This window comes from Coprococcus hominis (ex Arizal et al. 2022) (genome assembly GCF_040094675.1).
In the GTDB taxonomy this organism is placed as follows: domain Bacteria; phylum Bacillota; class Clostridia; order Lachnospirales; family Lachnospiraceae; genus Coprococcus_C; species Coprococcus_C hominis.
Genome location: NZ_JBBNHG010000041.1, coordinates 15,623 through 39,025, shown reverse-complemented (window position 1 = coordinate 39,025; position 23,403 = coordinate 15,623). Strand labels below are relative to the sequence as shown.

The window sequence follows — 23,403 nt, the reverse complement described above, 5'->3', positions numbered from 1 at the left end:
GGAATAAAATATATCTTGTTCGATACGAGAATAATATGGAGGATAGAGAGATGAGTAACATGAATTTGCTGGTTGTTATTTTGAAACATGAGGATCTGGTAAGCGAGATCTGCAAGGAACTGGTAGAAGAAGGGATTCATGGAGGTACGATCGTTGATGGTACCGGTATGGCGAGTGTTGTCGAGAAGATGGATGACCTTCCGATCTTTGGAATGCTTCGTTCCATCCTTGCGGATGATGACGATCATGAAGTGGTAAAGATGATGTTCTTTGTCGTAGATGATGAAGAAATGAAGAAGGCACGCAAGACAATCAACGATGTGATCGGACTGGACAAGCCGAACACCGGAATTATGTTTGCACTTCCGGTATCATTTGTGGAAGGCTTGGGTGCGTAATCATGGATTTGAATATATTAACGTATTTGGGAATCATGCTGCTGGCAGCATTGATTGCGGGTAAGATTGTCAAACAGATGCGACTCCCGAACGTAACCGGATACCTGGTGATTGGACTTTTAATCGGTCCAAACTGTCTGAAGCTTCTGAGTGAAGAACTGATTGATCATATGGATTTGGTGACAGAGCTGGCGCTCGGATGCATTGCTTTTTCGATTGGTGCGGAGTTTAAAACAACCTTTTTGAAGAAAGTAGGGAAAGCCCCGCTCGTGATAGGAATTACAGAAGGTGTGGGAGCAGTACTTGTTGTAGATACAATTCTGCTTATGCTCGGATATAATGTCAGCTTTGCACTGGCGCTTGGCGCGATTGCATCTGCGACGGCGGCAGCATCTACGATGATGATCGTGAAGCAGTATAAAACAAAAGGCCCTGTGACAAGCACCCTGCTTCCGGTCGTGGCACTTGATGATGCGGTGGCATTGATTGCATATGGACTTTCGATGGCAGTAGCCAATGTGATCAGCTCAAGCGGAAGTGCACCGGTAAGCAAGCTTCTGATTGCCCCTTGTGTCGAGATATTCGGCGGTTTGTTATTCGGCGCGGTGCTTGGCGTGATCATGACGCTGCTTGTAAAAGTTTATACCGGACGTGGAAACCGGCTTGCAATCACAATCATGATGATCTGCCTGTGCGTGGGCGTTTCTGATATGGTAGGATTTTCGTCATTGCTTGCATGCATGATGCTTAGTACGATCTTTGCGAATATTTCAAAGCAGAGCGACAAGATCTATGAGCCGCTGGACCGGATCACGCCACCGATTTACATGATGTTCTTCATCTTGTCCGGAGCATCGCTGGATGTCACGGTCATTGTATCTGTCGGAGTTGTTGGAGCGGTCTATGTCGTAGGTCGTATCATTGGTAAAGCGCTGGGGGCAGCGTTCGGGGCGAAGATCTCGAAGGCACCGAAGGTTGTCCAGAAATGGCTGGGCCTGACTCTGGTGCCACAGGAGGGTGTTGCCATCGGACTTGCAACCTCTGCCGGAAAATCTCTGCCGCAGTATGCCGCACAGATCCAGACAATCGTGTTGTGTGGTGTCGTAATCTATGAGCTGATCGGACCGGTCATCACGAAGCTTGCCTTGAAGAAGGCGGGGGAACTCGTGGAGGAACCAAAGAAAAAAGCCAGTGCGAAAGCGTAAATAAGTGAAATAGAAAGTAATAAACGCAACTCATTTTTCATATATATAACCAAAGCAAGTGGGTATGGCGGTCTGCCACACCGGACGAATGGGAGTCTATATGGAAAAACGGGTTGCGTTTTGTGTTTTAAAGGCACTGGTTGCAGCGTACATTGTGACCGGGCTTTTGCTTTTAATTCTGGCATTTGCATTGTATAAGCTGGGATTGAGTGAGAATGTTGTAGAACTGGGTGTTGTGTTTATCTATCTGCTGTCGAGTGCCATCGGCGGATTCTTCATCGGTAAATGCATGGAAGTAAAGCGGTTGTTGTGGGGCGCGTTGCTCGGATTGTTCTATGCGGTGCTCCTGCTTGTGTTATCTTTGATCGTGCGTGGAAATGCACAGGGAATCATACAATCCGGGTTGCTTAATACATTGATCTGCCTCGGTGGAGGGGCAATCGGTGCATTTCTGTCATAAAACATGGCAGAAATGCGTATTTACAAGTAGAATGTAAAAAAATAATGATGACAAATGACAGGACATGTGATAAAATATCCATTAATAATGCTAGTAGGAGGCGATAAAGATGAAGAGAATCAAAACTTTGACAGAAAAGACAATGAAGAGCACTGTAGTTAAGGGTGGTTGCGGCGAATGCCAGACATCTTGCCAGTCAGCATGTAAGACAAGCTGTACAGTTGGTAACCAGAGCTGCGAGAACAACTAATTACAGATAAAGAAAGTGTAATACATACACTTCGCACAAGAAAAGGGGATATCCTGCGATGTCCCCTTTCCTTAATGAATAAGAGAAATAGGAGTGACTAAGAAAGTGGTACACCAGTACAAGAACAATGGGTATAATATCGTGCTTGATGTGTGCAGCGGCTCCGTACATGTAGTGGATGACCTTGTATATGATATGATTGCGATGTACAAGGATAAGAAATTCGAAGAGATTGAACAGGCAATTTTAGAGAAGTATGGAGATACCTATAGTAAGGAAGATATCAAGGATGCGTATTCCGACATTTCCGAGTTAGAAGAAAAGGAACTGTTATTCACGGAAGATGTGTTCAAGGATGTCATTATCGATTTTAAGAAGAGAAAGACCGTAGTCAAGGCGCTTTGCTTACATATTGCACATGATTGTAACCTTGCCTGCAAGTATTGTTTCGCAGATGAGGGAGAATATCATGGTCAGAAACGGGAACTTATGAGTCTGGAAGTTGGCAAGCAGGCGATTGACTTTTTGATAGAGAATTCCGGAAACCGTGTAAACCTTGAAGTTGATTTCTTCGGCGGTGAGCCGTTGATGAACTTTGATGTGGTGAAGGAAATCGTAGCATATGGACGAAGCAAGGAGAAGGCGGCAAATAAGAACTTCCGTTTCACCCTGACGACAAATGGTATGCTGTTAAATGATGAAGTCATTGATTTCTGCAACAGAGAGATTTCAAACGTTGTATTGAGTCTCGACGGCAGAAAAGAGATTAATGACATGATGCGGCCAACCAGAAATGGAAAGGGAAGCTATGACATTATTGTGCCGAAGTTCCAGAAGTTCGTGGAGAAGCGCGGCGATAAGAGCTATTATGTGCGCGGTACATTTACGAGAAACAATCTGGACTTTACGAAGGATTTTGAATTGATGACCGAGCTTGGATTCAAGGAGATTTCCATTGAGCCGGTTGTCACACCAGATGAGAATGATTATGCGATCCGCGAGGAAGATTTACCAACGATTTTCGAGCAGTATGACAAGCTGGCAGTTGATCTGATCCGCCGGCAGAAGGAAGGAAAACCAGTGACATTCTTCCATTACAAGCTCGACTTAAATGGTGGTCCGTGTGTGTACAAGCGTCTGTCTGGATGTGGTTCCGGTACGGAGTATCTGGCAGTGACACCAACTGGAGATCTGTATCCGTGTCATCAGTTTGTTGGACACGATGAGTTCAAACTGGGTGATGTATTCCATGGTGTAGAACGAAACGATATCGTGGAAGAATTCAAGCTTTGCAATGTCTATGCCAAGGACAAATGCAAGGATTGCTTCGCAAGATTTTATTGCAGTGGCGGCTGTGCAGCGAATTCGTATCAGTTCCATGGCAATATATTAGACGCATACGATGTGGGTTGTGAATTGCAGCGGAAACGTGTCGAATGTGCCATTATGATGAAAGCAGCTCTGGCGGATGACGAAGAAGACGAAGCGGCAGAGTAAAATAAATGAAGGAGAGACAAAAAGATGAAGAAAACAAAAAGAAAAGCAGTCATCAATCTGATTATTTTCTTCCTGCTTCTGGCTGGCGGTATCTATATGGCAATCGCTGGTGTAGGACAGAATGAATCCGGTAAAACTGCGAATGTTCCGTTGGGACTGGATCTGCAGGGCGGTTTGTCCGTAACCTATGAGATTCAGGATGAGAAGCCGACAAGCGACGAGATTAAAGCAACTGTGGATAAGCTGCAGCGAAGAGTCGATGCGTACAGTTCAGAAGGTGAAGTGTATCAGGAAGGAAATGACCGTATCACGGTTGAGATTCCTCTGAACACAGAGAAGGTAGATGCGCATGACGTATTGGATGAACTCGGTCAGCCGGGACAGCTTCTGTTCCTTGATTCCGAGAACTATACAATCTGGCAGCAGAATCAGAACAATGGTACGAACGATGCATACGAAGCAGTTCTGACAGGTTCTGATATCAAGAACGCACAGGCAGGTGTGGACGACAGTGGTACAGTGAAGGATTATGTTGTACAGCTTCAGTTTACAGATGAAGGTGCGCAGAAGTTTGCAACTGCAACTGCAGCCAATATTGGAAAGCCAATCTATATCATCTATGATGGAGCCGTTGCAAGTGCTCCAACTGTACAGAGTGCAATCACAGATGGTAATGCAGTTATCAATAAGATTTCCAGCTATGATGAGGCAGAAAGCCTTGCATCAACAATTAAGATTGGTGCGCTGCCTCTGGAGTTGAAGCAGATTCAGTATAATATCGTTGGTGCAAAGCTTGGTCAGAAAGCAGTATCAACAAGCTTGATCGCCGGTGCGATCGGTTTTGGCTTGGTATGTATCTTGATGATTGTACTGTATCGTTTCCCAGGATTTATTGCCAGCTTAGCACTGACAGGTTATGTTGTATTGATGCTTTTGATTCTGAGCATCCGACACATCACACTGACACTTCCTGGTATTGCAGGTATTATCCTGTCAATCGGTATGGCAGTGGATGCGAATGTCATCATTTTCACACGTATCCGTGAGGAGATCTCTGCAGGCAGCGGTGTGCGTGCGGCAGTGAAGGCAGGTTTCTCCAAAGCGCTTTCCGCGATTTTGGATGGTAATATTACAACTTTGATTGCAACCGTTGTTTTGATGATCCTTGGCTCTGGTAGTATCAAGGGATTCGCGGTTACATTGATGCTTGGTATTGTCCTTTCTATGTTTACCGCATTGTTTGTGACAAAGATGCTTTTGAATTCGTTCTTAGAGCTTGGCGTACAGAATCCAAAGATGTATGGTAAGGCAAAGGAGCCAAAGATTCACGGATATGTAAAGAACTTCAAGATTTGTGGTGTTGCTTCTTTGATCGTGATCATTGCAGGACTTGCGTTCCTCGGTGTAAACCATTCAAGAATTGGCAAGTCATTAAATTACAGTCTGGAGTTTACCGGTGGTACATCAACAACTGCTACTTTTGCAGAGGACGATGTATATACACTGGAGCGTGCAGAGTCTGAGGTTGCACCAGTGATAGCAGAAACAGCGGGTATTGATGCTGGAACGATTCAGATTCAGACAGTAGAAGGAAACAATCAGGTTATCTTCAAGACATCCGAGCTTACAGAAGAGCAGAGTGCAAAGATTGACGACCTGTTGAAATCACAGTTTAAGGCAACAGAAGTGGACAACCAGAGTATCAGTTCTACCATCAGTGGTGAGATGAAGAAAGATGCGATCGTAGCGATTGCAGTATCTTCTGTATTGATGCTTCTGTACATTGCGTTCCGGTTCTCTGACGTGAAGTTTGGTGTCAGTGCGGTGCTTGCTCTTGTACATGATGTATTGGTTGTATTTGCGGCATACTCCATCGGAACACTGTCCGTTGGTAATACATTTATTGCGTGTATGCTGACAATCGTAGGTTACTCGATCAACGCGACAATCATTATCTTCGACCGTATTCGTGAGAATATGCGGACACAGGATAGTAAAGAAAGTCTGGAAGAGCTTGTCAACAAGAGTATCGGACAGACATTTACAAGAACAATTTATACATCCCTGACAACCTTTATCATGGTATTTGTATTGTTCGTGATGGGCGTAACTTCTCTGAAAGAATTTACATTCACATTGATGCTTGGTATCGTGTGTGGTGCTTATTCATCTGTATGTATCACCGGACCACTCTGGTATACAATGAAGAAGAAATTCTCCAAGAAAAATGCATAAGTAAAATAAGGTGGGGCTGTTTCGGCAGCCCCATTTTTAAGTGAAGAAGAGAGGAACACAGATATGTCGGAGTACAAAAAAGAAGAATGGCGGGTGAAACAGCCAGCCGCAGATATCCGCGCACTGGCAGAGCGGTTCTCGATCAGCCCGATATTGGCGCATATCATCGTGAACCGGGAGATCACGGAGCCAGATGCGGTTGCGTGTTATCTGAGTGATGATCTTGCATACACTCATGATCCAGCGTTAATGAAGGACATGGACAAGGGCTGCCAGATTATGAAAGAAAAGATTCGGGCAGGAAAGAAAATCCGTATTATCTCCGATTACGATGTAGATGGCATCACATCGAATTATATTCTGTATCAAGGGCTGCAAAAGGCAGGGGCAGATGTCTCTTATGATATCCCACACCGGATCATGGATGGGTATGGGATGAATGTACGGCTGGTGGAAGCGGCATACGCCGATGGCGTGGATACGATTATCACCTGTGACAATGGAATTGCGGCGGAGACCGCAGTCACCCGGGCGAAAGAACTTGGAATGACGGTGATCGTTACGGATCATCATGAGGTGCCGTGCGAGGTGACGGAAAACGGAGAAAAAAATTATCTGTATGTGAACGCGGATGCCGTGATCGATCCGCACCGCCCGGATTGCGCATATCCCTACAAGGACTTATGCGGCGCTGGTGTGGCGTACAAATTCATCCGGCATTTATACCGGGTGACGGAGCTTCCGTGGGAAGACGAAGATGCCTATATGGATATCTTAGCGCTTGGTACGGTGTGTGATATCATGCCGCTCACAGATGAGAACCGGATCTTTGTCAAGCGTGGACTGCGGAGACTTACGAACAGTACGAATCTTGGAATCAATGCGTTGAAGAAAGCGTTAGGTCTTGATGGAAAGCCAATCGAGGTGCATCATTTGAGCTTCCGGATTGGTCCGAGTCTGAACTCGACCGGACGACTGGAAAGTGCGAAAGAGGGCGTGGAGCTGCTGCTGACCGATGATCCGGCGCGGGCGGAAAGCCTGGCACAGGATATGGCGAAGCTCAACGAACTGCGGAAGGAGATGACCGACCGCGGTGTGCGGACGGCAACGGACTGGGTGCGAAAGGATATTCGCATGATTCCGACCGAAGATGGTGTGAAAGAAAAGAAAATCGGGGATGATAAGGTTATCGTCCTGTATATGCCGGGGATTCATGAGAGCATCGCGGGACTGATCGCGAGCAAGCTGAAGGAAGCATTTTACCGTCCGACGCTTGTTTTTACCGATGCGGAAAATGGACATGGACTGAAAGGCTCCGGGCGTTCGATTGAGACGTATAATATGTTTGATAAGCTCTGTGAACATAAAGAGTTGTTTGTGAAGGTTGGCGGACACCCGATGGCGGCGGGCTTTACGATTACGCGCGAAGCACTCGAACCGTTACGCGAAGCGTTAAACCGGGATTGCAATCTGACAGACGCGGATCTCGTCGAGAAGCTGTATGTGGATGAATCCTGTGCCATCAAGCAGCTGACATTGCCCCTCTATGAGGAGCTTGCAAAGCTGGAACCATACGGAACTGCCAATGTAAGACCATTGTTCGGTATCGTGAAAATGGGTATTCGATCGATCAAAATGGTTGGAAATGAAGGGCAATACGCACGTTGCACGTTTGTCGATGGCAATGGCACGCGCATAAACGGCATGGTATTTCGTGGAAAAGAGCTATTGGATAACATAAAAGTGTGGTTTGGAGACAAAGAATGTGATAAAATATTGAAGGGTTTACAAAACCATGCACTGATTGATATTCTGTATCATATGAAGAAGAACGAATTCAATGGAACTGTTTCGATTCAGATGGAGCCGGTATCAATCCGGAAAAGCGTATATTATGAAACATCAAAATAGAGCATACGTGAAGGTAGGAGGAGCGCAAATGAAGAGTGTAAAGGATTATATCATCAGTATTCCGGATTTCCCAAGTAAGGGGATTATATTCCGAGATGTGACAAGTGTACTGGAAAGCCCGGAAGGGTATGCACTGGCAATTGATGAGCTGAACAAGCTGTTAGATGGAGTGGACTATGATCTGATCGCAGGTACAGAGTCGAGAGGATTTATCTTTGGCGCACCACTTGCCTATATGAACAAGAAGGGATTTATCCCGGTTCGTAAGAAAGGAAAGCTGCCACGTGAGACAGTCGAGATGAGCTACGATCTGGAGTACGGTTCTGCAACGATCGAGATCCATAAGGATGCGATCAAGCCGGGCGACAAGGTTGTACTGGTCGATGATCTGATAGCGACAGGCGGTACGATTCAGGCAGCAGCCAAGCTCGTCGAAGAGCTGGGTGGTGAGGTAGTAAAGATGATCTTCTTGATCGAGCTGACCAATCTTGGAGGAAGAAAATTGCTGGAGGGCTACGATGTAGCATCTGTTGTACAGTACGAAGGTGAGTGATTTTTATGGCGGATACAACCTATAAGATACCACATGATACACTGAAAAAAGAAATCAGTAAACCGGAGGATTTTACGCCGCCGGAGGAATTGTATAAAAAATTGATTGCTACCATTCGCGCGTATCGTCCGACGACGGATCTGTCGGAGATCGAGAAGGCGTATAAGATTGCAAGCAAAGCGCACGAAGGTCAGAAGCGAAAGTCCGGGGAACCATATATTATTCACCCGCTTTGCGTGGCAATCATTCTGGCAGAACTGGAACTTGATAAAGAGACGATCGTAGCAGGAATCCTGCATGATGTTGTAGAGGATACGGTCATGACGCGGGAGGAGATTGCAAAGGAATTCTCCGAAGAGGTAGCACTGCTTGTCGATGGCGTTACGAAGCTGACACAGCTCGATCTGTCACAGGATAAGATCGAGGTTCAGGCAGAGAACCTGCGTAAGATGTTCCTTGCGATGGCGAAGGATATCCGTGTCATCCTGATCAAGCTTGCCGACCGTCTGCACAATCTGCGTACAATGCAGTACCAGTCACCGGCAAAGCAGATCGAAAAGTCGCGTGAGACGATGGATATTTACGCACCACTCGCACACCGTCTTGGTATTTCCAAGATCAAGGTCGAACTCGATGACCTCTCCATGCAGTATCTCTATCCAGAGGTATACAAGAACTTAAAGGAAGAGATCACCACACGACTGAATGCGAGCGAGGATTTCATCGTACAGATGGTAGAACAGGTTAAGCAGTATATGAAGGAAGCTGGCATCGAGGCAGAGGTAGACGGACGTGTCAAGCATCTGTTCTCCATCTATAAGAAAATGATCACGCAGAATAAGACGCTCGACCAGATTTACGATATTCATGCAATTCGTATCAAGGTCGATACGGTACGGGATTGTTATGCGGCACTCGGAATTATTCATGAGAAATACAAGCCAATTCCGGGACGTTTCAAAGATTATATCGCAATGCCGAAAGAGAACATGTACCAGTCTCTCCACACGACATTGATTGGACCGGGTGGTCGTCCGTTCGAGATTCAGATTCGAACCTACGAGATGCACCGTACCGCGGAATATGGTATTGCTGCACATTGGAAATACAAAGAAGGCGGCAGTGGCAAGAACGATAACGAAGAGCAGAAGTTAAGCTGGCTCAGACAGATTCTGGAATGGCAGACCGATACGACAGATAACAAGGAATTCATGAACGCCATCAAGACAGATTTGGATCTGTTTTCAGATCAGGTGTATGTATTTACACCAGCGGGCGATGTCAAGAATCTTCCGGCTGGTTCTACACCAATTGATTTTGCATACAGCATTCATACGGCGGTCGGAAACAAGCTGATTGGTGCGCGTGTCAATGGACGGCAGGTGCCGATCGAGACAGAGCTTCATAATGGTGATCGTGTTGAGATTATCACATCGCAGAACTCCAAAGGTCCAAGTATGGACTGGCTGTCTGTGGTAAAGAGTTCACAGGCAAAGACGAAGATTAACCAGTGGTTCCGGCAGGAGAACAAGACAGATAATATCCAGCGTGGTAAAGATGCGATGGCGGCATACTGTAAGACAAAGGGTATCGTGTTATCGAACCTTTTGCTGCCGGAACTGCAGGAAAAGGTAATGAAGAAATACAACTTCCTGACATGGGATGCCGTGCTTGCATCAATCGGACATGGCGGCCTGAAAGAAGGACAGGTTGTCAACCGTCTGCAGGAAGAATACAAAAAAGAAGAAGCAAAGAAGATCACAGAGGAACAGATTGTTGACAAGATCAACACACCGGGCAGAGGCGAAAGTCACAAGCATGCCAAGGGTGGTATTGTGGTCAAAGGTATGGACGATGTTGCAGTGCGTTTTTCACGCTGCTGTGCTCCAGTACCGGGTGATGAGATCGTCGGTTACATCACGCGTGGACGTGGAGTATCCATTCATCGTACCGATTGCGTAAATGTCCTCTGCATGGATGAATTTGACCGGAAACGTCTGATTGAGGCGGAATGGTCTGAAGATCTGCTGCAGAATCAGAAGATGTATATGACGGAGATTAACATTTACGCGAACGATAGTAAGGGTTTGGTGTTCTCGCTGTCGAAGATCTTCAATGAGGAGAACATCAACCTGACAGGTATGAATGTCCGTGTCAATAAGCAGGGCAAGGCGACGGTTTCCGTGAAGTTTGAGATTCGCTCGAAGGAGCAGCTCAACAAGCTGATCGCGAAGATCCGGAACGTAGAGGGAATCATCGATATCGAGCGGACTACGGGTTGATTGTATGAATTAACGTATTGGTGGAAGAGTTGAACACAACTGCGCAATTCCATGCAGACGCGCTCTCGCTCGGTTCAGCACGCAGTGGTACTAAATTCGCGACAAAGAGCAGTCGCTCATTAAGTGCCAGCGTGCTTCAACGGTCTGCATATGAATTGGTAGATTGTGTCCAACTCAATCTACAGATTGTGGTAGATGCAGTAATTTGTGAATATATATGCCATGTTAATCTTTACTGTATAAATATGTTTGGAACTTAGAAGTTCTTGATGTTCTGAGAATATTCAGCAATGTTTGAACACGATGTTCAAACAAGCCGCCACTGAGCCATGGATGGCGAATTGGCGGCGGTTGCGTACGATATCGATACATGTAACAGAACATCTAGTACTTCTTAGTTTCAATACATCTTATACAGTAAAGATTAACATGGCAGATATTCACAAATTACGGGTTACCGCAATCGTTACCTTGAAAGGAGATATATGGGAAAGATTGAGATTACAAAGAAAGTGCTTGGTATCTGTGCGACGAATTGTTATACGGTAGTTGATACAGAGACGAAGGAAGCGCTTATTATAGATCCGGCGGATCGCGCAGATGTGTTGATTCGCGATTGGAAGGATAAAGGTGTGACACCAACGACGGTGCTCTTGACGCATGGACATTTCGACCATATCGGGGCGCTGGCTGGCGTGAAGAAGGAGTACCCGGATATTAAGGTGTATGCGGCAGCTAAGGAGAAGGAAGTCATGGAGAGTCCGGCTCTGAATCTGTCATCGCCATTTGGCGCAGCATTTACGGCGCAGGCGGATATCTATTTGGAAGATGACGCCGAGATCGAGGTACTTGGACGGAAATGTAAGTGCCTGTTAGTACCGGGACATACGAAGGGCGGCATGTGCTATTATTTCCCAGAGGAGAATGTAGTTTTTACCGGCGATACGCTGTTTTGCTACAGTGTCGGAAGAACGGACTTCCCGACGGGCGATGCGAAGGCTCTGGAAGATGCCATTCGTGAGAAATTATTTGTGCTTCCAGATGAGACACTCGTGCTTCCGGGACATGATGCACAGACAATGATTGGAAAGGAAAAGACGGGCAATCCGTATTTCTAAGATGATACTGCTAGACCAGAATAACCAATTATATAACAACGACCTGCGGGCGATGATCATGGCGTTTTATCCGGGCGTGAAGATCGTCGAGGACACGGGCTTGTCCGACGATTTTGATCTGCGGCTCCTGATCCGATATGAGGAAGCTTTTACGATTCTCACTGTGTGCAAGCATGGACATGAGTGCGACAAGCCGGATGATCTGCAGGAGGTGCCAGAGCTTCCGGCGTATAAGGATAAGCTGTTGATATCCACCTGTGGACTGCGGGCGAAGATTCTTGCTGATTACCGGAATAAGCCAGAATTCCGAAATGTGTTGAAAATGGCGTCTTACCGGCTGCTTGGACAGTTTGCAGACCGGAGACTTCCGTGGGGCGACCTGACGGGAGTACGTCCGACGAAGATCGCGATGACGAAGCTTCTGGAGCATCTGGCGGAACAGACAGATGAAGCTGGCATGAACGGACATGATGCCGAGGAGCATGTAGATCGGACACATGAAAAACAGCAGGAAATACACGATAGAATCGTACAATATTACCGCGATATCTACGACACAAGCGTGCAGAAAGCAGAGCTTGCAACGACGGTGGCAGAAAACGAGCATCGTCTGGTGAAGGGAATTGATCTTGACAACGACTATTGTCTGTATGTCGGGATTCCGTTTTGCCCAAGCCGGTGTCTGTATTGTTCCTTCACATCGTATCCGATTGGGATTTATGCGGAGAAAGCAAAGACCTATATTGACACGCTGTGTAAGGAGTTAGCCTATGTGGCAGAACAGTATAAGCACAAACGGTTAGTGGCAATCTACATTGGCGGCGGAACGCCGACGTCGATCTCGCATGAGTTGCTTGCGGTGCTATTGAAGCAGATTCAGACCGTATTCCGGCTGCAGGAACCGGAGGTTGCCGATGGGCTTGTGGAGTTTACCGTGGAGGCAGGACGCCCGGACAGCATCACCCCGGAGAAGCTTGCGGTGATGAAGGAATATGGCGTGACGCGGATCAGCATCAATCCACAGACGATGAATGACGAGACACTACGGACAATCGGGCGTGCGCACAATGCGGCTCAGGTGAAGGAAGCATTTGCGATGGCAAGGCAGGCGGGCTTTGATAACATCAACATGGATCTGATTGCGGGACTTCCGGGAGAAGACTTACACGCGATGAAACATACGTTAGAAGAAATCCGGGCATTGGCACCGGAGAGCCTGACGGTACATTCCCTGGCAATCAAGCGTGCAGCGAATCTGAACCAGCAGATGGATGATTACAAATCCACAATCCATCATGACATGGATGCGATGCATACGGCGGCACAGGAGACGGCGCAGGCACTTGGCATGGAACCGTATTATCTGTACCGGCAGAAAAATATCGGCGGCAATCTGGAGAATGTCGGATATGCGAAGCCGGGCTGCGAATGCTTATATAATATTTTGATTATGGAAGAGATGACAGATATCATTGCGGCGGGCGCGGGCGCGTCGACGAAGCTTGTCTATCATGCAGAAAATCGTGTGGAGCGGGTAGAAAACTGCAAATCTGTCGATGATTATATCAGCCGTTTTGATGAAATGCTTGACCGAAAGCGCAAAGCGTTTTAAAATCGAACGAGAATGAATACAAGCGGGAGGAAAAAGATGGCAATGAAGAAGAAGCCGGTAACCGGCATGAAAGATATATTACCAAAGGAGATGGCAATCCGTGATTACTGTATCGCATTGATCAAGGATACCTATAAGACATTTGGATTTAATTCGATGGAGACACCTTGTGTCGAGCATATCGAGAACCTGAACAGCAAGCAGGGCGGCGAGAATGAGAAGCTTATCTTCAAGATCTTGAAACGTGGTGAGAAGCTGAAGATCGACGAGGCAAAGGAAGAGCTTGACTTAGTTGACGGCGGACTCCGTTACGATCTGACGGTACCGCTTTGTAGATATTATTCGAACAATGCGAATGAACTGCCGAGCCCGTTTAAGGCGTTGCAGATGGGAAATGTATGGAGAGCCGACCGCCCGCAGCGAGGACGTTACAGACAGTTCATGCAATGCGATATTGATATCTTAGGTGAGCCGACAATCTTGGCAGAAATCGAGCTGATCTTAGCGACGACGACACTGCTTGGCAAGCTGGATTTCAAGAACTTTACGATCCGTATCAATGACCGTCGTATCTTAAAGGCGATGGCAGCTTACAGCGGATTTGCGGAAGCTGATTATGATACCGTATTTATTATCCTCGATAAGATGGATAAGATCGGTTTGAATGGCGTCAGGGAAGAGCTTCTGAAGGAAGGCTATGCCGAGGATGCTGTGACAAAATATCTCGAACTGTTCGAGAAGGTGACAGCCGACATTAGCGGCGTACAGTATCTGAAGGAGACTCTTGGCGCGTTCTTACCGGAAGAGGTTGCTGAGAACTTAAAGACGATCATCGACAGTGTGGAGAGCACGAAGAGTGCGGACTTCAAGATGGCATTTGATCCGACTCTGGTACGCGGTATGTCTTACTATACAGGTCCAATCTTCGAGATTTCGATGGATGAGTATGGCGGATCGGTCGGCGGCGGCGGACGTTACGATGAGATGATCGGCAAATTCACCGGTCAGCCAACACCGGCATGTGGATTCTCCATCGGTTTTGAGCGAATCATCATGCTGCTTCTCGAGCGCGATTTTGAGATACCGGGAAGCAAGAACAAGACCGCATACCTAATCGATAAAAAGATGCCAAGCGACAAGCTGCTTAAGATCTTAGAGCAGGCAAAACAGGCAAGAGCCGAGGGGCAGATCGTGAATATCGCAATCATGAAGAAGAACAAGAAGTTCCAGAAGGATCAGATGATTACAGAGGGCTATACACAGTTCGAAGAGTTCTATGCGGATTCCTTTGAGGGGTAACCATTATTTATGATATGAAAACGCTCCGTAGCTGATGTAGATAATCGCGAACTCAGAACGACAGAGACGGGAGCGGGTATTTATAAATTAACTTAGACACAGGAGGCTATGAAAATGGCAGAGTCAATGCAGGGACTTCACAGAAGTCACAGATGTACAGAAGTAAATAATACGATGATTGGGAATACCGTCACCGTGATGGGATGGGTGCAGAAGAGCCGGAACAAAGGCGGAATTATCTTCGTCGATCTGCGTGATCGAAGCGGGATTCTGCAGGTAATCTTCGAAGAAGCAAACTGTGGTGAGGAGAGCTTCGCAAAGGCGGAGAAGCTTCGTTCCGAGTTTGTCGTTGCAATTACCGGTGAGGTTGCAAAGCGTGGCGGCGCAGTCAATGAGAATCTTGCAACCGGTGATATCGAAGTCATCGCGAAGGATATCCGTATCCTTGCAGAAGCAGATACACCACCATTCCCAATCGAGGAGAACAGCAAGACGAAGGAAGATCTTCGCCTGAAATACCGTTATCTGGATCTTCGTCGTCCGGACTTACAGAAGAATATCATGATGCGCAGCAAGGTGACAACACTGGTTCGTTCCTTCATGGCAGACGAAGGCTTTATCGAGATCGAGACACCGACACTTTGTAAGTCCACTCCGGAAGGCGCGCGTGATTACCTTGTACCAAGCCGCATACATCCGGGTGAGTTCTATGCATTGCCACAGTCACCACAGATTTACAAGCAGCTTCTGATGTGCTCCGGCTACGACCGTTATTTCCAGATCGCACGCTGCTATCGTGATGAGGATCTGCGTGCCGACAGACAGCCGGAATTTACACAGATCGATATGGAGCTTTCTTTCGTAGATGTCGATGATGTCATCGATGTCAATGAGCGTCTGCTTGCAAAGCTGTTTAAGGAAGTCATTGGTGTCGATGTACAGCTTCCGATTCAGCGTATGACATACAAAGAGGCGATGGAGCGTTTCGGTTCCGATAAGCCGGATCTCCGTTTTGGTATGGAGCTTTGTGATGTGACAGACGTTGTGAAGGATTGTGAATTTGTCGTATTCAAGAATGCGATTGAAGCCGGCGGAAGTGTGCGCGGTATCAATGCTGAGGGTCAGGGTGCAATGCCAAGAAAGAAGATTGATGCACTCGTTGACTTTGCCAAGGGTTATGGCGCAAAGGGACTTGCCTATATTGCAATCCATGAAGATGGAACAATGAAGTCTTCGTTTGCAAAGTTCATGAAGGACGAGGAGATGCAGGCACTTGTTGAGAAGATGAATGGTAAGCCGGGCGATTTACTGCTCTTTGCAGCAGATAAGAGCAAGCTTGTCTATGATGTACTTGGCGCACTTCGTCTGGAAATCGCAAATCAGCTTGGCCTTCTGAAGAAGGATGAATACCGTTTCGTATGGATCACAGAGTTCCCACTGCTTGAGTGGAGCGAGGAGCTTGGCAGATATCAGGCAATGCACCATCCATTTACGATGCCGATGGAAGAGGATCTGCAGTATATCGAGTCTGATCCGGGCAGAGTACGTGCAAAGGCATACGATATCGTATTAAATGGTACAGAAATCGGTGGTGGTTCCGTGCGTATCCACCAGGATGACATTCAGGAAATGATGTTCAAGGCACTTGGATTCACAATGGAGCGTGCATACGACCAGTTTGGTTTCCTGTTAAATGCGTTCAAATATGGAGTACCACCACATGCAGGACTTGCATACGGACTTGACCGTCTCGTTATGCTGATGGCACAGGAAGATTCTATTCGTGATGTTATCGCATTCCCGAAGGTAAAGGATGCTTCTTGCCTGATGAGTGAGGCACCGAATACCGTTGATGCAAAGCAGCTCGAAGAGCTTGGGATTGCAATCGCGAAGCCGGAAGCTGAGACAGAAGAATAAAGCATAATAAGAAGATTACCGCATATGTATAGACTAAGGGAGACCGGAGTTTTGCATATGCGGTTTTTTGATCGGAAAAAAGTCAGATTGTTGTTTGGATTTACCGTATTTTTGGTGCTATTGATCCTGAATTGTGTGATGTATTGTAACAAAGCGGGGATGAAACGGGATTTGACGGTTGTGATTGATGTCGGACATGGCGGCAATGATCCGGGAAAAATAGGTGTGGATAATGTAAAAGAAAAAGATGTGAATTTGCAGATTGCCCTATGTCTGAAAGCACAGTTACGGGCGCGGGGGGTGAAGGTAATCCTGACACGCGAGGGGGATGTGTGTCTGGCAACGAATGGTGCGACGAACAAGAAAGTATCTGATATGCATAACCGGGTGAGCCTGATCAATGCGTCCGGCGCGGACTATATGATCAGTATCCACCAGAACAGCTACCCAGAGGCAGAGATTAGCGGACCGCAGGTATTTTATTATGGTTCATCGGAAATGTCGAAGAAACTGGCGGAAGCGATACAGGCGCAGTTGATCGTCGATTTGCAGCCACCGAAGGAACGGGAGATTAAGACGGGCAATGATCTGTATATCCTGAAAAACAGTCAATGCCCGGGCGTAATCGTAGAGTGTGGATTCCTGAGCAATCCGACAGAATGCGAGAACTTGCAGAATCCACAATATCAGCAGGCGGTTGCGGCAGCGATTGCACGCGCCATCTGCAAATTATAATTCGACGGTGAAACAGATCCATGTATGTTCATGGAATGTCTCGTTATCCAGATAGATTTTACCGTTGTAATGATCGACCAATTCTTTCAGATTCGGCAGACCTTGTCCGCGGGAGGTGCGTACTTCTGCGGACGTTTTGGTAGAATAGCCACGGACAAACATTTTCTTGCGCAGCTCTGAAGAAATCTCCCCTCCTTCGTTCTTTGTCTGAATTCGGATGTGTTCGTTTTTGCTGTCAAGAATCAGCGAGAATGTATGTCCGGGTTCTGTCGCTTCAATCGCATTGTCAATTAGAATACCCAAGATGCGGATCAGATCGTACTCTGGAACCGGCGTGATCAGGGAACGGTTCTTGATCTTGACCGAGATCAGCCTGCCCTTTTGCTCCGCTTCTTTGATCTTACTAAATACAAATCCAGCAACAACCGGAAGATTGATCTTCAAAAGCTCAGATTCATTGAACTCCTCTTCCAGAAATGTTGAATAATTCGCGATCGCGTCACTTAACGAATCATAGTCTTTGTAAGTATATGGCAGCATGCGGATCGCATTCATCTGATTGTTGAAATCATGCTGTTTACCTAAGATGTCAGAGATCAGATCGTGTGCCATCGGTTCATAGGTCTGGTAATCTTTGATATCCTGTTGCTGAATTGTAATTGTGCGTTGCTGGTTTAATACCATGATGTCAGCAAGTAGCAGAATTACCATGAAGGTTACAGTCATTGGTAAGACTGCAATGGCATCGATAGAATCAATTTTTGTAAGAGCTACGGTTACTATGTATAATAATGATACATAAGAAAGAATAAGTTTAAATATTAATTTTCCCTTATTTGCAAAAAGGTATAGTTTGTTAAGAGGTAAGAGGGAAATAAATATTGATATTATAAAAATAACGCAATTACCAACTAACTGGGTTGAAACATCTGATAATGTAAATATTGCAAATGGAAAAATAATCACAGTAATGGCTTCAATTAGTCCACATGTAGCAAAACTTAGGAGAAATGGGAAAATGCATGCAGATACTCTGATGCGCAAAATTATGCTATATGTAATTAATGATATAGGAAAAGCTAGAAACCAACCAAGTACGTTTGGAATAAAAATGAATAGAGCATTATTTATTATTCCACATATAAAAATAAGAGGTAAAAATGGTGAAAGTAAGTCTTTTTTCTTCTTTCCAATTAAGGAACTGATCAAAAGTAATTCGGTTGCTGCCTCAATAATATATGTGCTGCTTGAAATTGCAAAAGTTTTCATATAGTAAAATATCCCCTTTATTCTATATTACATTATAGGTATTATTTAAATAATATGTCAATTGCTGTTTGTAATAAAGTTTATCTGGTTGAAAAGTATATAATTGTGTAGAAGGATGTTGTCTATTCCCCACGAAATGTCGTTCGTTCCAAATCTATTGCGCATTTATTTTAATCATGTTAAGAATAATATAGGAATTCATTTGGGGATGAATTTCGAAGAATATTCTTTCAGAAGGAGGAGATGTGTGATGAAGGATATGAAGAAAGCAGTTGCTGCACAGTTGGAGGATTTGACAGATGTAATCCTGACTCTTACAGGATGCAAGAACTTGTGGGGAGAGCCGGAGCTTCCTGATTGTATGAGAGTCGAGATGGAATCAGAATCTGAGAACTAGTACATCAACCAAAACACTTGGGGGTATCCGTTGTGCGGACTTTTGGCGGATATCCCATTTGTTAAAAAGCACATGGAGAACATAAGACAGGGGATGAATTATGAGTATCAATCATAGGATAGGGGAGCATGTGACACGGTATCTCGTGGGACGTGACTATGATGTGGCAGATGTGCAGTGTGCAAAAGTATGCTATGCAGTGGAATCAATTGTGGGAGATTTGCAAAAAGATCTTGTTCTATTTGTTATCTTTTCAGTATCTGGATTTTTCCGGGAATTTTTGTTTTGCTTTGTGACGGTCAATCTGGTTCGCCGGTTTCTGGGCGGTATCCATATGAAAACAAACATCGGGTGTACAGTTGCTTCGGTCAGTGTGTACGTGATCGCAGTGGCGGGCGGTGTACATGTCATATTTCCATATCCGGTCGTAGCGGGATTGTTGCTGTTTACGATGTATCTGATGGCGACGATCGCACCATTACCATCGCCAAATCGACCGGTTTACAAGGGAGAACGAAAAAAGAAGATTCAACAAAAAGGCTTGATCGGACTAGGCGTATTGAGTATCTGTTCGGTGATCTACCCTGCTTGTTCCACATTTATTGCATGGATTTTGATTTTACAGATTGTGGAGGTAGGAGTTGTAGTGATGAGAGAAAACTATTTGAATTATAAGGATATGGATGCGTCGCCGTCGATGTCGGAGGAGGCGGAAAAGCTATTTATGGAATGTACGCGGAATTATGAAGCACGAATGAATGGCTTGCTCCATTATCCGACGGAGTTTCGCTCTATGACGCGAAAAGAACGAACCAGCGCATTTAAGGGCTTTACGGATCAGGAAAAAGATGCAGTGATGAATCTTATGACAGACGAACAGAAGGAACGGTTAGTTCAGGATATCCGTTATCAGGCGGTGCTTGATTTCAGACGTGGGAAATAACTAGCAGGGACTGAAAGTGCTTTGGTAAAATATTTTCAGTCCCTGCTAATTATCTTTTTGACATAATCTTTATATTTACGTCCGACGGGGGTCGAGATATTGTGATTCCCCAGATAGAGAAGCGCGTTGGTCGGATCGTAAGAGTTCACATAATCACTGTTTACAATAAAGCTTCGATGACTTTGGATGAAATTCGGCGGAAGCTGTGCAATCAGTTCTTTCAGACGGATACCGCTTGTGTTGATCACATTGCTTTCCTCATAGATCGTCAGGTTCTTGCCAGCCGCTTCGATATACAGGATCTTTTCTGGAAGAACGCGAAAATAAATACCATTGACATCGCGTAGTTCTATGGGCGTAACGTCCAGAAAACGATTGTGGATCAGCTTGTCGATGGTATATAACAAATCTTCTTTCTTATAGGGCTTTACCAGAAAATCATAACAATTCGTTGCATGTATTGCACGTGGCGCATCCATGGAATATGCAGTCAGATACAGGATTGGTGTTTTTGCATACCGTTGCATGGAACGAATCTGTGTTCCAAGTGCGATGCCATCCTGCTCGGAAGCATCATCTCCAAGAGAGATATCCAATAGGAATAGTTGGATTTTATTTGCGTGCATCAATTGGGTTGCCTGCTGGTAATTGGTTGCCTTTATGCAATTCATATGATCGTATTTTTCGAGCAGGATGGATTCGATGCCATCTAACTGTTCCTGATCATCTTCTACTATTAAAACATCCATAAAGGAGCTCCTTTCACACGACTGTACATTATAAATACGGCGTGATTTGAATGTCAATCTTTTTTCGATGCTGATGGAAAACTCGGTAAAGAACATGCTAAAAACATACAAAATATGACAGAAGCGTTTGCTTTTTTATAGAAAAAGCGTTATGATATAAACAATATTGGAACGTCTGGGTTGGACAAAATTGGAGGGTATATATATGAATATAGCAGCAATCGGAAATTCAAATCTGACGCTGGCAGTCAGTGATACCGGAAGTATGAATGCCATTGATATGGCGATGCTTAAAAAATCACTGGATGCGGTGGAGACAAATGGTGCGATGATTACACAGATGATGGAACAGTCTGTGAATCCAAACATCGGTGCAAACATTGATATCCGTTTATAAATGATATGATAAGTCCTGCATTTTGCGTGCAGGACTTTTTCTTTTGAATCAACGTCAAATAAATGTAAAATATGATAATTCCACGTCTTGTTTTTCATATAGCTATCGCGTACAATGCATCTTAGTTTTGTTGAATTTTATTTAAGATAAGAGGTATAAGATGAAGACGAAGATGACGTCCAAAGAGAGGCTTCCATTGATCGGAATGACTGTCTCAGCATTTATTTTTAACACATCCGAGTTTATGCCAATCGGTCTGCTGACTGATATTGCAAAGAGCTTTTCAATTTCTGAGGCGAAGGCGGGCATGTTGATCACGGTATATTCGTGGATCGTTATGTTGCTTTCCCTGCCGCTCATGCTGCTCGTGAGCAAGATTGATTATAAGAAGTTATTTATGGGAACAGTTGCATTGTTCGGAATCTGTCAGGTGTTGACCGTGTTGTCAAACAGCTACGGCATGCTGATGGCGTCCCGAATCGGTGTAGCCTGTGCACATGCGATTTTCTGGTCGATTGCGTCTCCGATTGCAGTGCGTATGGCATCGGAAGAACATCAGTCCAAAGCACTCAGCATGGTCGTGACAGGTACTTCGGTTGCGACGATTGCAGGACTTCCGCTTGGAAAAATGATTGGACATTATGCAGGATGGAGAATCGCCTTTTTGATCGTGGCAATCATCACATTCGTTGTTTTGACATATATGGCATTCCTGTTCCCGAAGATGGAGTGTGGCGAGCCGTTCCGTGTGAAGCAGCTGCCAGAACTATTTAAGAATCGTGCACTTGTCTGCATCTATATTCAGACATTTTTGTTTGTAGTGGGCTATTATACGAGCTATAGTTATATCGATCCGTTCCTGCAGCAGGTCGCACACATGGGAAATAGTACAGTCACCATTACATTGTTTGTGTTTGGTGCAGCAGGATTGCTCGGCAGTTTTCTGTTCTCGAAATTCTATGACAAATACCGGCATGGATTTTTACGTACGGTGATGATTTCGTTGGCAGTTGAACTGTTATTGCTGCTTCCTGCAGCAGGACAGCCGGGATTTATAATGGCGCTTTGTGCTTTATGGGGCATTACAGTACTTGTATTTAATGTATCATTCCAGTCAGAGACGATCCGCTGTACGGATGAACAGTCCTCGTCGGTTGCAATGTCGATTTTTTCCGGTATCTTTAATTTCGGTATCGGCGCAGGCAGCTTCCTTGGTGGAATTGTGTGTGACAAGGGACAAATCTCGCATATTGGTTTTGTAGGAGCTGCATTTGCGGCAGTCTCTGTGTTATTCTTCCTGACATGTATGTCGAAGAATCTGGTGGAGAATAAGTAACATTGATTGCTCTTTTTTCTGAAATGAGATATCATGTAAGCGGTTGTATCACAAGTGGATACAATCGCTTATTTTATGTGAATATATGGTAGTAAAGCAGCTCAGTAAGGCGGTCGCTCTTATGGGGGATATTGCGCAGGCACAGTCGGTTGGCTGCACCGAACAGACAGCCGAGAGTCTGATTGCATCTGGAAAGAGAAAGATACAGGCAGCAATTGGATAGCTGGTGGAGGAAGATGATCGTGTCAGATGTAACCGGAGATGGTGTACCGGAATTGCTATTTGTAGAAAAATCACCGTATTCCGAAGAGTATGTGGAATATGATGCATTGAATATATTCACGGTCGAAAATGGTGCTGCGAAGCAGATCTATTATGCAGATCATTGGGAGACACAGGTTGCTGGAGGAAATGTATATTCGTTGTTTCAGGTGGACGGCGAATCGTCGCTTTACTTGTGCAATGGCATGCAGGATGAAAGTACCTTTGAGGATTACTGCCGATATGTTGTACAGCCTGATGGAACCTTGCAGGAGGAGTCGCTGATGTCGCGTAAACGGGAACCGAACGAGGACTATTCCGTTTTTTTATTACCGGTAGTATCAACAAAATATTTTTTGCCCTCAACCCCGCATATTTCCTCACTTTTTCTAAATGTTCCAAACTTACGCTTTACATTTCTATAAAACTTATGCTATGGTGGATGTGTTGTCGAGAATCGTTGTTCTGGCGTAGTTCGGTAACAGTCGGAAATACTCTTTTATATATTCATTTCATCTATGAAATTCCCCGTTATTTATAGTTTGGTAAAAACAGAATGAATGAGAAAAACAGGAGTTT

General features: G+C 45.4%; 23 protein-coding genes. 21 read left to right on the top strand and 2 right to left on the bottom strand.

Annotated elements, in window-relative coordinates; all coding sequences use genetic code 11:
• The first annotated feature begins 50 nt into the window (after nt 1–50).
• The 14 genes from AAAT93_RS13090 (at nt 51) to AAAT93_RS13025 (ending at nt 17,472) form a co-directional block, all read left to right on the top strand.
• A complete protein-coding gene (locus AAAT93_RS13090; RefSeq protein WP_021986088.1) occupies nt 51–398 on the top strand; it encodes a hypothetical protein in 348 nt (115 codons plus the stop codon).
• A gap of 2 nt (nt 399–400) precedes the next feature.
• Complete coding sequence (locus tag AAAT93_RS13085; protein WP_227573182.1) at nt 401–1,603, top strand: cation:proton antiporter; 1,203 nt, start codon at nt 401–403, stop codon at nt 1,601–1,603.
• 100 nt (nt 1,604–1,703) lie between these two features.
• Nucleotides 1,704–2,063: a TIGR04086 family membrane protein gene (locus AAAT93_RS13080; RefSeq protein WP_227573181.1), complete on the top strand. Its 360-nt coding sequence runs from the start codon at nt 1,704–1,706 to the stop codon at nt 2,061–2,063.
• 109 nt (nt 2,064–2,172) lie between these two features.
• On the top strand, nt 2,173–2,313 hold the full coding sequence (gene scfA, locus AAAT93_RS13075; protein ID WP_021986091.1) for a six-cysteine ranthipeptide SCIFF: 141 nt from the start codon (nt 2,173–2,175) through the stop codon (nt 2,311–2,313).
• Nucleotides 2,314–2,418: 105 nt separating this feature from the next.
• A complete protein-coding gene (gene scfB, locus AAAT93_RS13070) occupies nt 2,419–3,810 on the top strand; it encodes a thioether cross-link-forming SCIFF peptide maturase (RefSeq protein ID WP_021986092.1) in 1,392 nt (463 codons plus the stop codon).
• Between the two features lie 24 nt (nt 3,811–3,834).
• Complete coding sequence (locus AAAT93_RS13065) at nt 3,835–6,045, top strand: protein translocase subunit SecDF (RefSeq protein ID WP_021986093.1); 2,211 nt, start codon at nt 3,835–3,837, stop codon at nt 6,043–6,045.
• Between the two features lie 63 nt (nt 6,046–6,108).
• Complete coding sequence (gene recJ, locus AAAT93_RS13060; RefSeq protein ID WP_227573180.1) at nt 6,109–7,956, top strand: single-stranded-DNA-specific exonuclease RecJ; 1,848 nt, start codon at nt 6,109–6,111, stop codon at nt 7,954–7,956.
• Between the two features lie 28 nt (nt 7,957–7,984).
• Complete coding sequence (locus tag AAAT93_RS13055) at nt 7,985–8,509, top strand: adenine phosphoribosyltransferase (protein WP_227573179.1); 525 nt, start codon at nt 7,985–7,987, stop codon at nt 8,507–8,509.
• Between the two features lie 5 nt (nt 8,510–8,514).
• Nucleotides 8,515–10,791, top strand: a complete 2,277-nt coding sequence (locus tag AAAT93_RS13050) for a RelA/SpoT family protein (RefSeq protein ID WP_227573178.1) — start codon at nt 8,515–8,517, stop codon at nt 10,789–10,791.
• 485 nt (nt 10,792–11,276) lie between these two features.
• Nucleotides 11,277–11,909, top strand: coding sequence for an MBL fold metallo-hydrolase (locus tag AAAT93_RS13045; RefSeq protein WP_227573177.1), 633 nt, complete (start codon nt 11,277–11,279; stop codon nt 11,907–11,909).
• 1 nt (nt 11,910) lies between these two features.
• Entirely contained in the window at nt 11,911–13,521 is a 1,611-nt protein-coding gene (gene hemZ / locus AAAT93_RS13040) for a coproporphyrinogen dehydrogenase HemZ (RefSeq protein WP_227573176.1), read from the top strand.
• Nucleotides 13,522–13,557: 36 nt separating this feature from the next.
• Entirely contained in the window at nt 13,558–14,820 is a 1,263-nt protein-coding gene (gene hisS, locus AAAT93_RS13035) for a histidine--tRNA ligase (protein WP_227573175.1), read from the top strand.
• Nucleotides 14,821–14,934: 114 nt separating this feature from the next.
• A complete protein-coding gene (aspS, locus tag AAAT93_RS13030; protein ID WP_227573174.1) occupies nt 14,935–16,737 on the top strand; it encodes an aspartate--tRNA ligase in 1,803 nt (600 codons plus the stop codon).
• Nucleotides 16,738–16,794: 57 nt separating this feature from the next.
• Nucleotides 16,795–17,472: an N-acetylmuramoyl-L-alanine amidase gene (locus AAAT93_RS13025; protein ID WP_227573173.1), complete on the top strand. Its 678-nt coding sequence runs from the start codon at nt 16,795–16,797 to the stop codon at nt 17,470–17,472.
• On the opposite strand, the gene AAAT93_RS13020 is transcribed toward AAAT93_RS13025, so the two are convergent.
• On the bottom strand, nt 17,467–18,198 hold the full coding sequence (locus tag AAAT93_RS13020) for a sensor histidine kinase (RefSeq protein ID WP_227573172.1): 732 nt from the start codon (nt 18,196–18,198) through the stop codon (nt 17,467–17,469). The two genes, AAAT93_RS13025 and AAAT93_RS13020, sit on opposite strands and share 6 nt — an antisense overlap.
• Before the next feature lie 127 nt (nt 18,199–18,325).
• On the opposite strand from AAAT93_RS13020, the gene AAAT93_RS13015 reads away from it, so the two are divergent.
• From AAAT93_RS13015 to AAAT93_RS13005, 3 genes are all read left to right on the top strand, one after another.
• Nucleotides 18,326–18,745: a hypothetical protein gene (locus tag AAAT93_RS13015; protein ID WP_195541659.1), complete on the top strand. Its 420-nt coding sequence runs from the start codon at nt 18,326–18,328 to the stop codon at nt 18,743–18,745.
• Nucleotides 18,746–18,991: 246 nt separating this feature from the next.
• Nucleotides 18,992–19,138 (top strand): hypothetical protein, encoded by a 147-nt coding sequence (locus tag AAAT93_RS13010; RefSeq protein WP_195541660.1) that lies wholly within the window; start codon nt 18,992–18,994, stop codon nt 19,136–19,138.
• 100 nt (nt 19,139–19,238) lie between these two features.
• The gene (locus tag AAAT93_RS13005; RefSeq protein WP_227573171.1) at nt 19,239–20,081 is read left to right on the top strand and encodes an accessory gene regulator B family protein; all 843 of its coding nucleotides are present in this window, start codon (nt 19,239–19,241) and stop codon (nt 20,079–20,081) included.
• Nucleotides 20,082–20,116: 35 nt separating this feature from the next.
• On the opposite strand, the gene AAAT93_RS13000 is transcribed toward AAAT93_RS13005, so the two are convergent.
• On the bottom strand, nt 20,117–20,830 hold the full coding sequence (locus tag AAAT93_RS13000; protein ID WP_182439259.1) for a LytR/AlgR family response regulator transcription factor: 714 nt from the start codon (nt 20,828–20,830) through the stop codon (nt 20,117–20,119).
• 205 nt (nt 20,831–21,035) lie between these two features.
• Here AAAT93_RS13000 and AAAT93_RS12995 point away from each other — a divergent pair, with 205 nt between their 5' ends.
• The 4 genes from AAAT93_RS12995 to AAAT93_RS12980 all read left to right on the top strand — a co-directional run bounded on the left by AAAT93_RS12995 (nt 21,036) and on the right by AAAT93_RS12980 (nt 23,249).
• On the top strand, nt 21,036–21,227 hold the full coding sequence (locus AAAT93_RS12995) for a YjfB family protein (RefSeq protein WP_021986106.1): 192 nt from the start codon (nt 21,036–21,038) through the stop codon (nt 21,225–21,227).
• A gap of 160 nt (nt 21,228–21,387) precedes the next feature.
• Nucleotides 21,388–22,563 (top strand): sugar transporter, encoded by a 1,176-nt coding sequence (locus AAAT93_RS12990; RefSeq protein WP_021986107.1) that lies wholly within the window; start codon nt 21,388–21,390, stop codon nt 22,561–22,563.
• Nucleotides 22,564–22,648: 85 nt separating this feature from the next.
• Nucleotides 22,649–22,786: a hypothetical protein gene (locus AAAT93_RS12985; RefSeq protein WP_182439258.1), complete on the top strand. Its 138-nt coding sequence runs from the start codon at nt 22,649–22,651 to the stop codon at nt 22,784–22,786.
• Nucleotides 22,779–23,249 carry a hypothetical protein gene (locus AAAT93_RS12980; protein WP_147354347.1) on the top strand — a complete coding sequence of 157 codons (471 nt, stop codon included), beginning with the start codon at nt 22,779–22,781 and terminating at the stop codon, nt 23,247–23,249. The genes AAAT93_RS12985 and AAAT93_RS12980 overlap by 8 nt, the downstream gene beginning before the upstream one ends.
• Nucleotides 23,250–23,403: the final 154 nt, after the last annotated feature.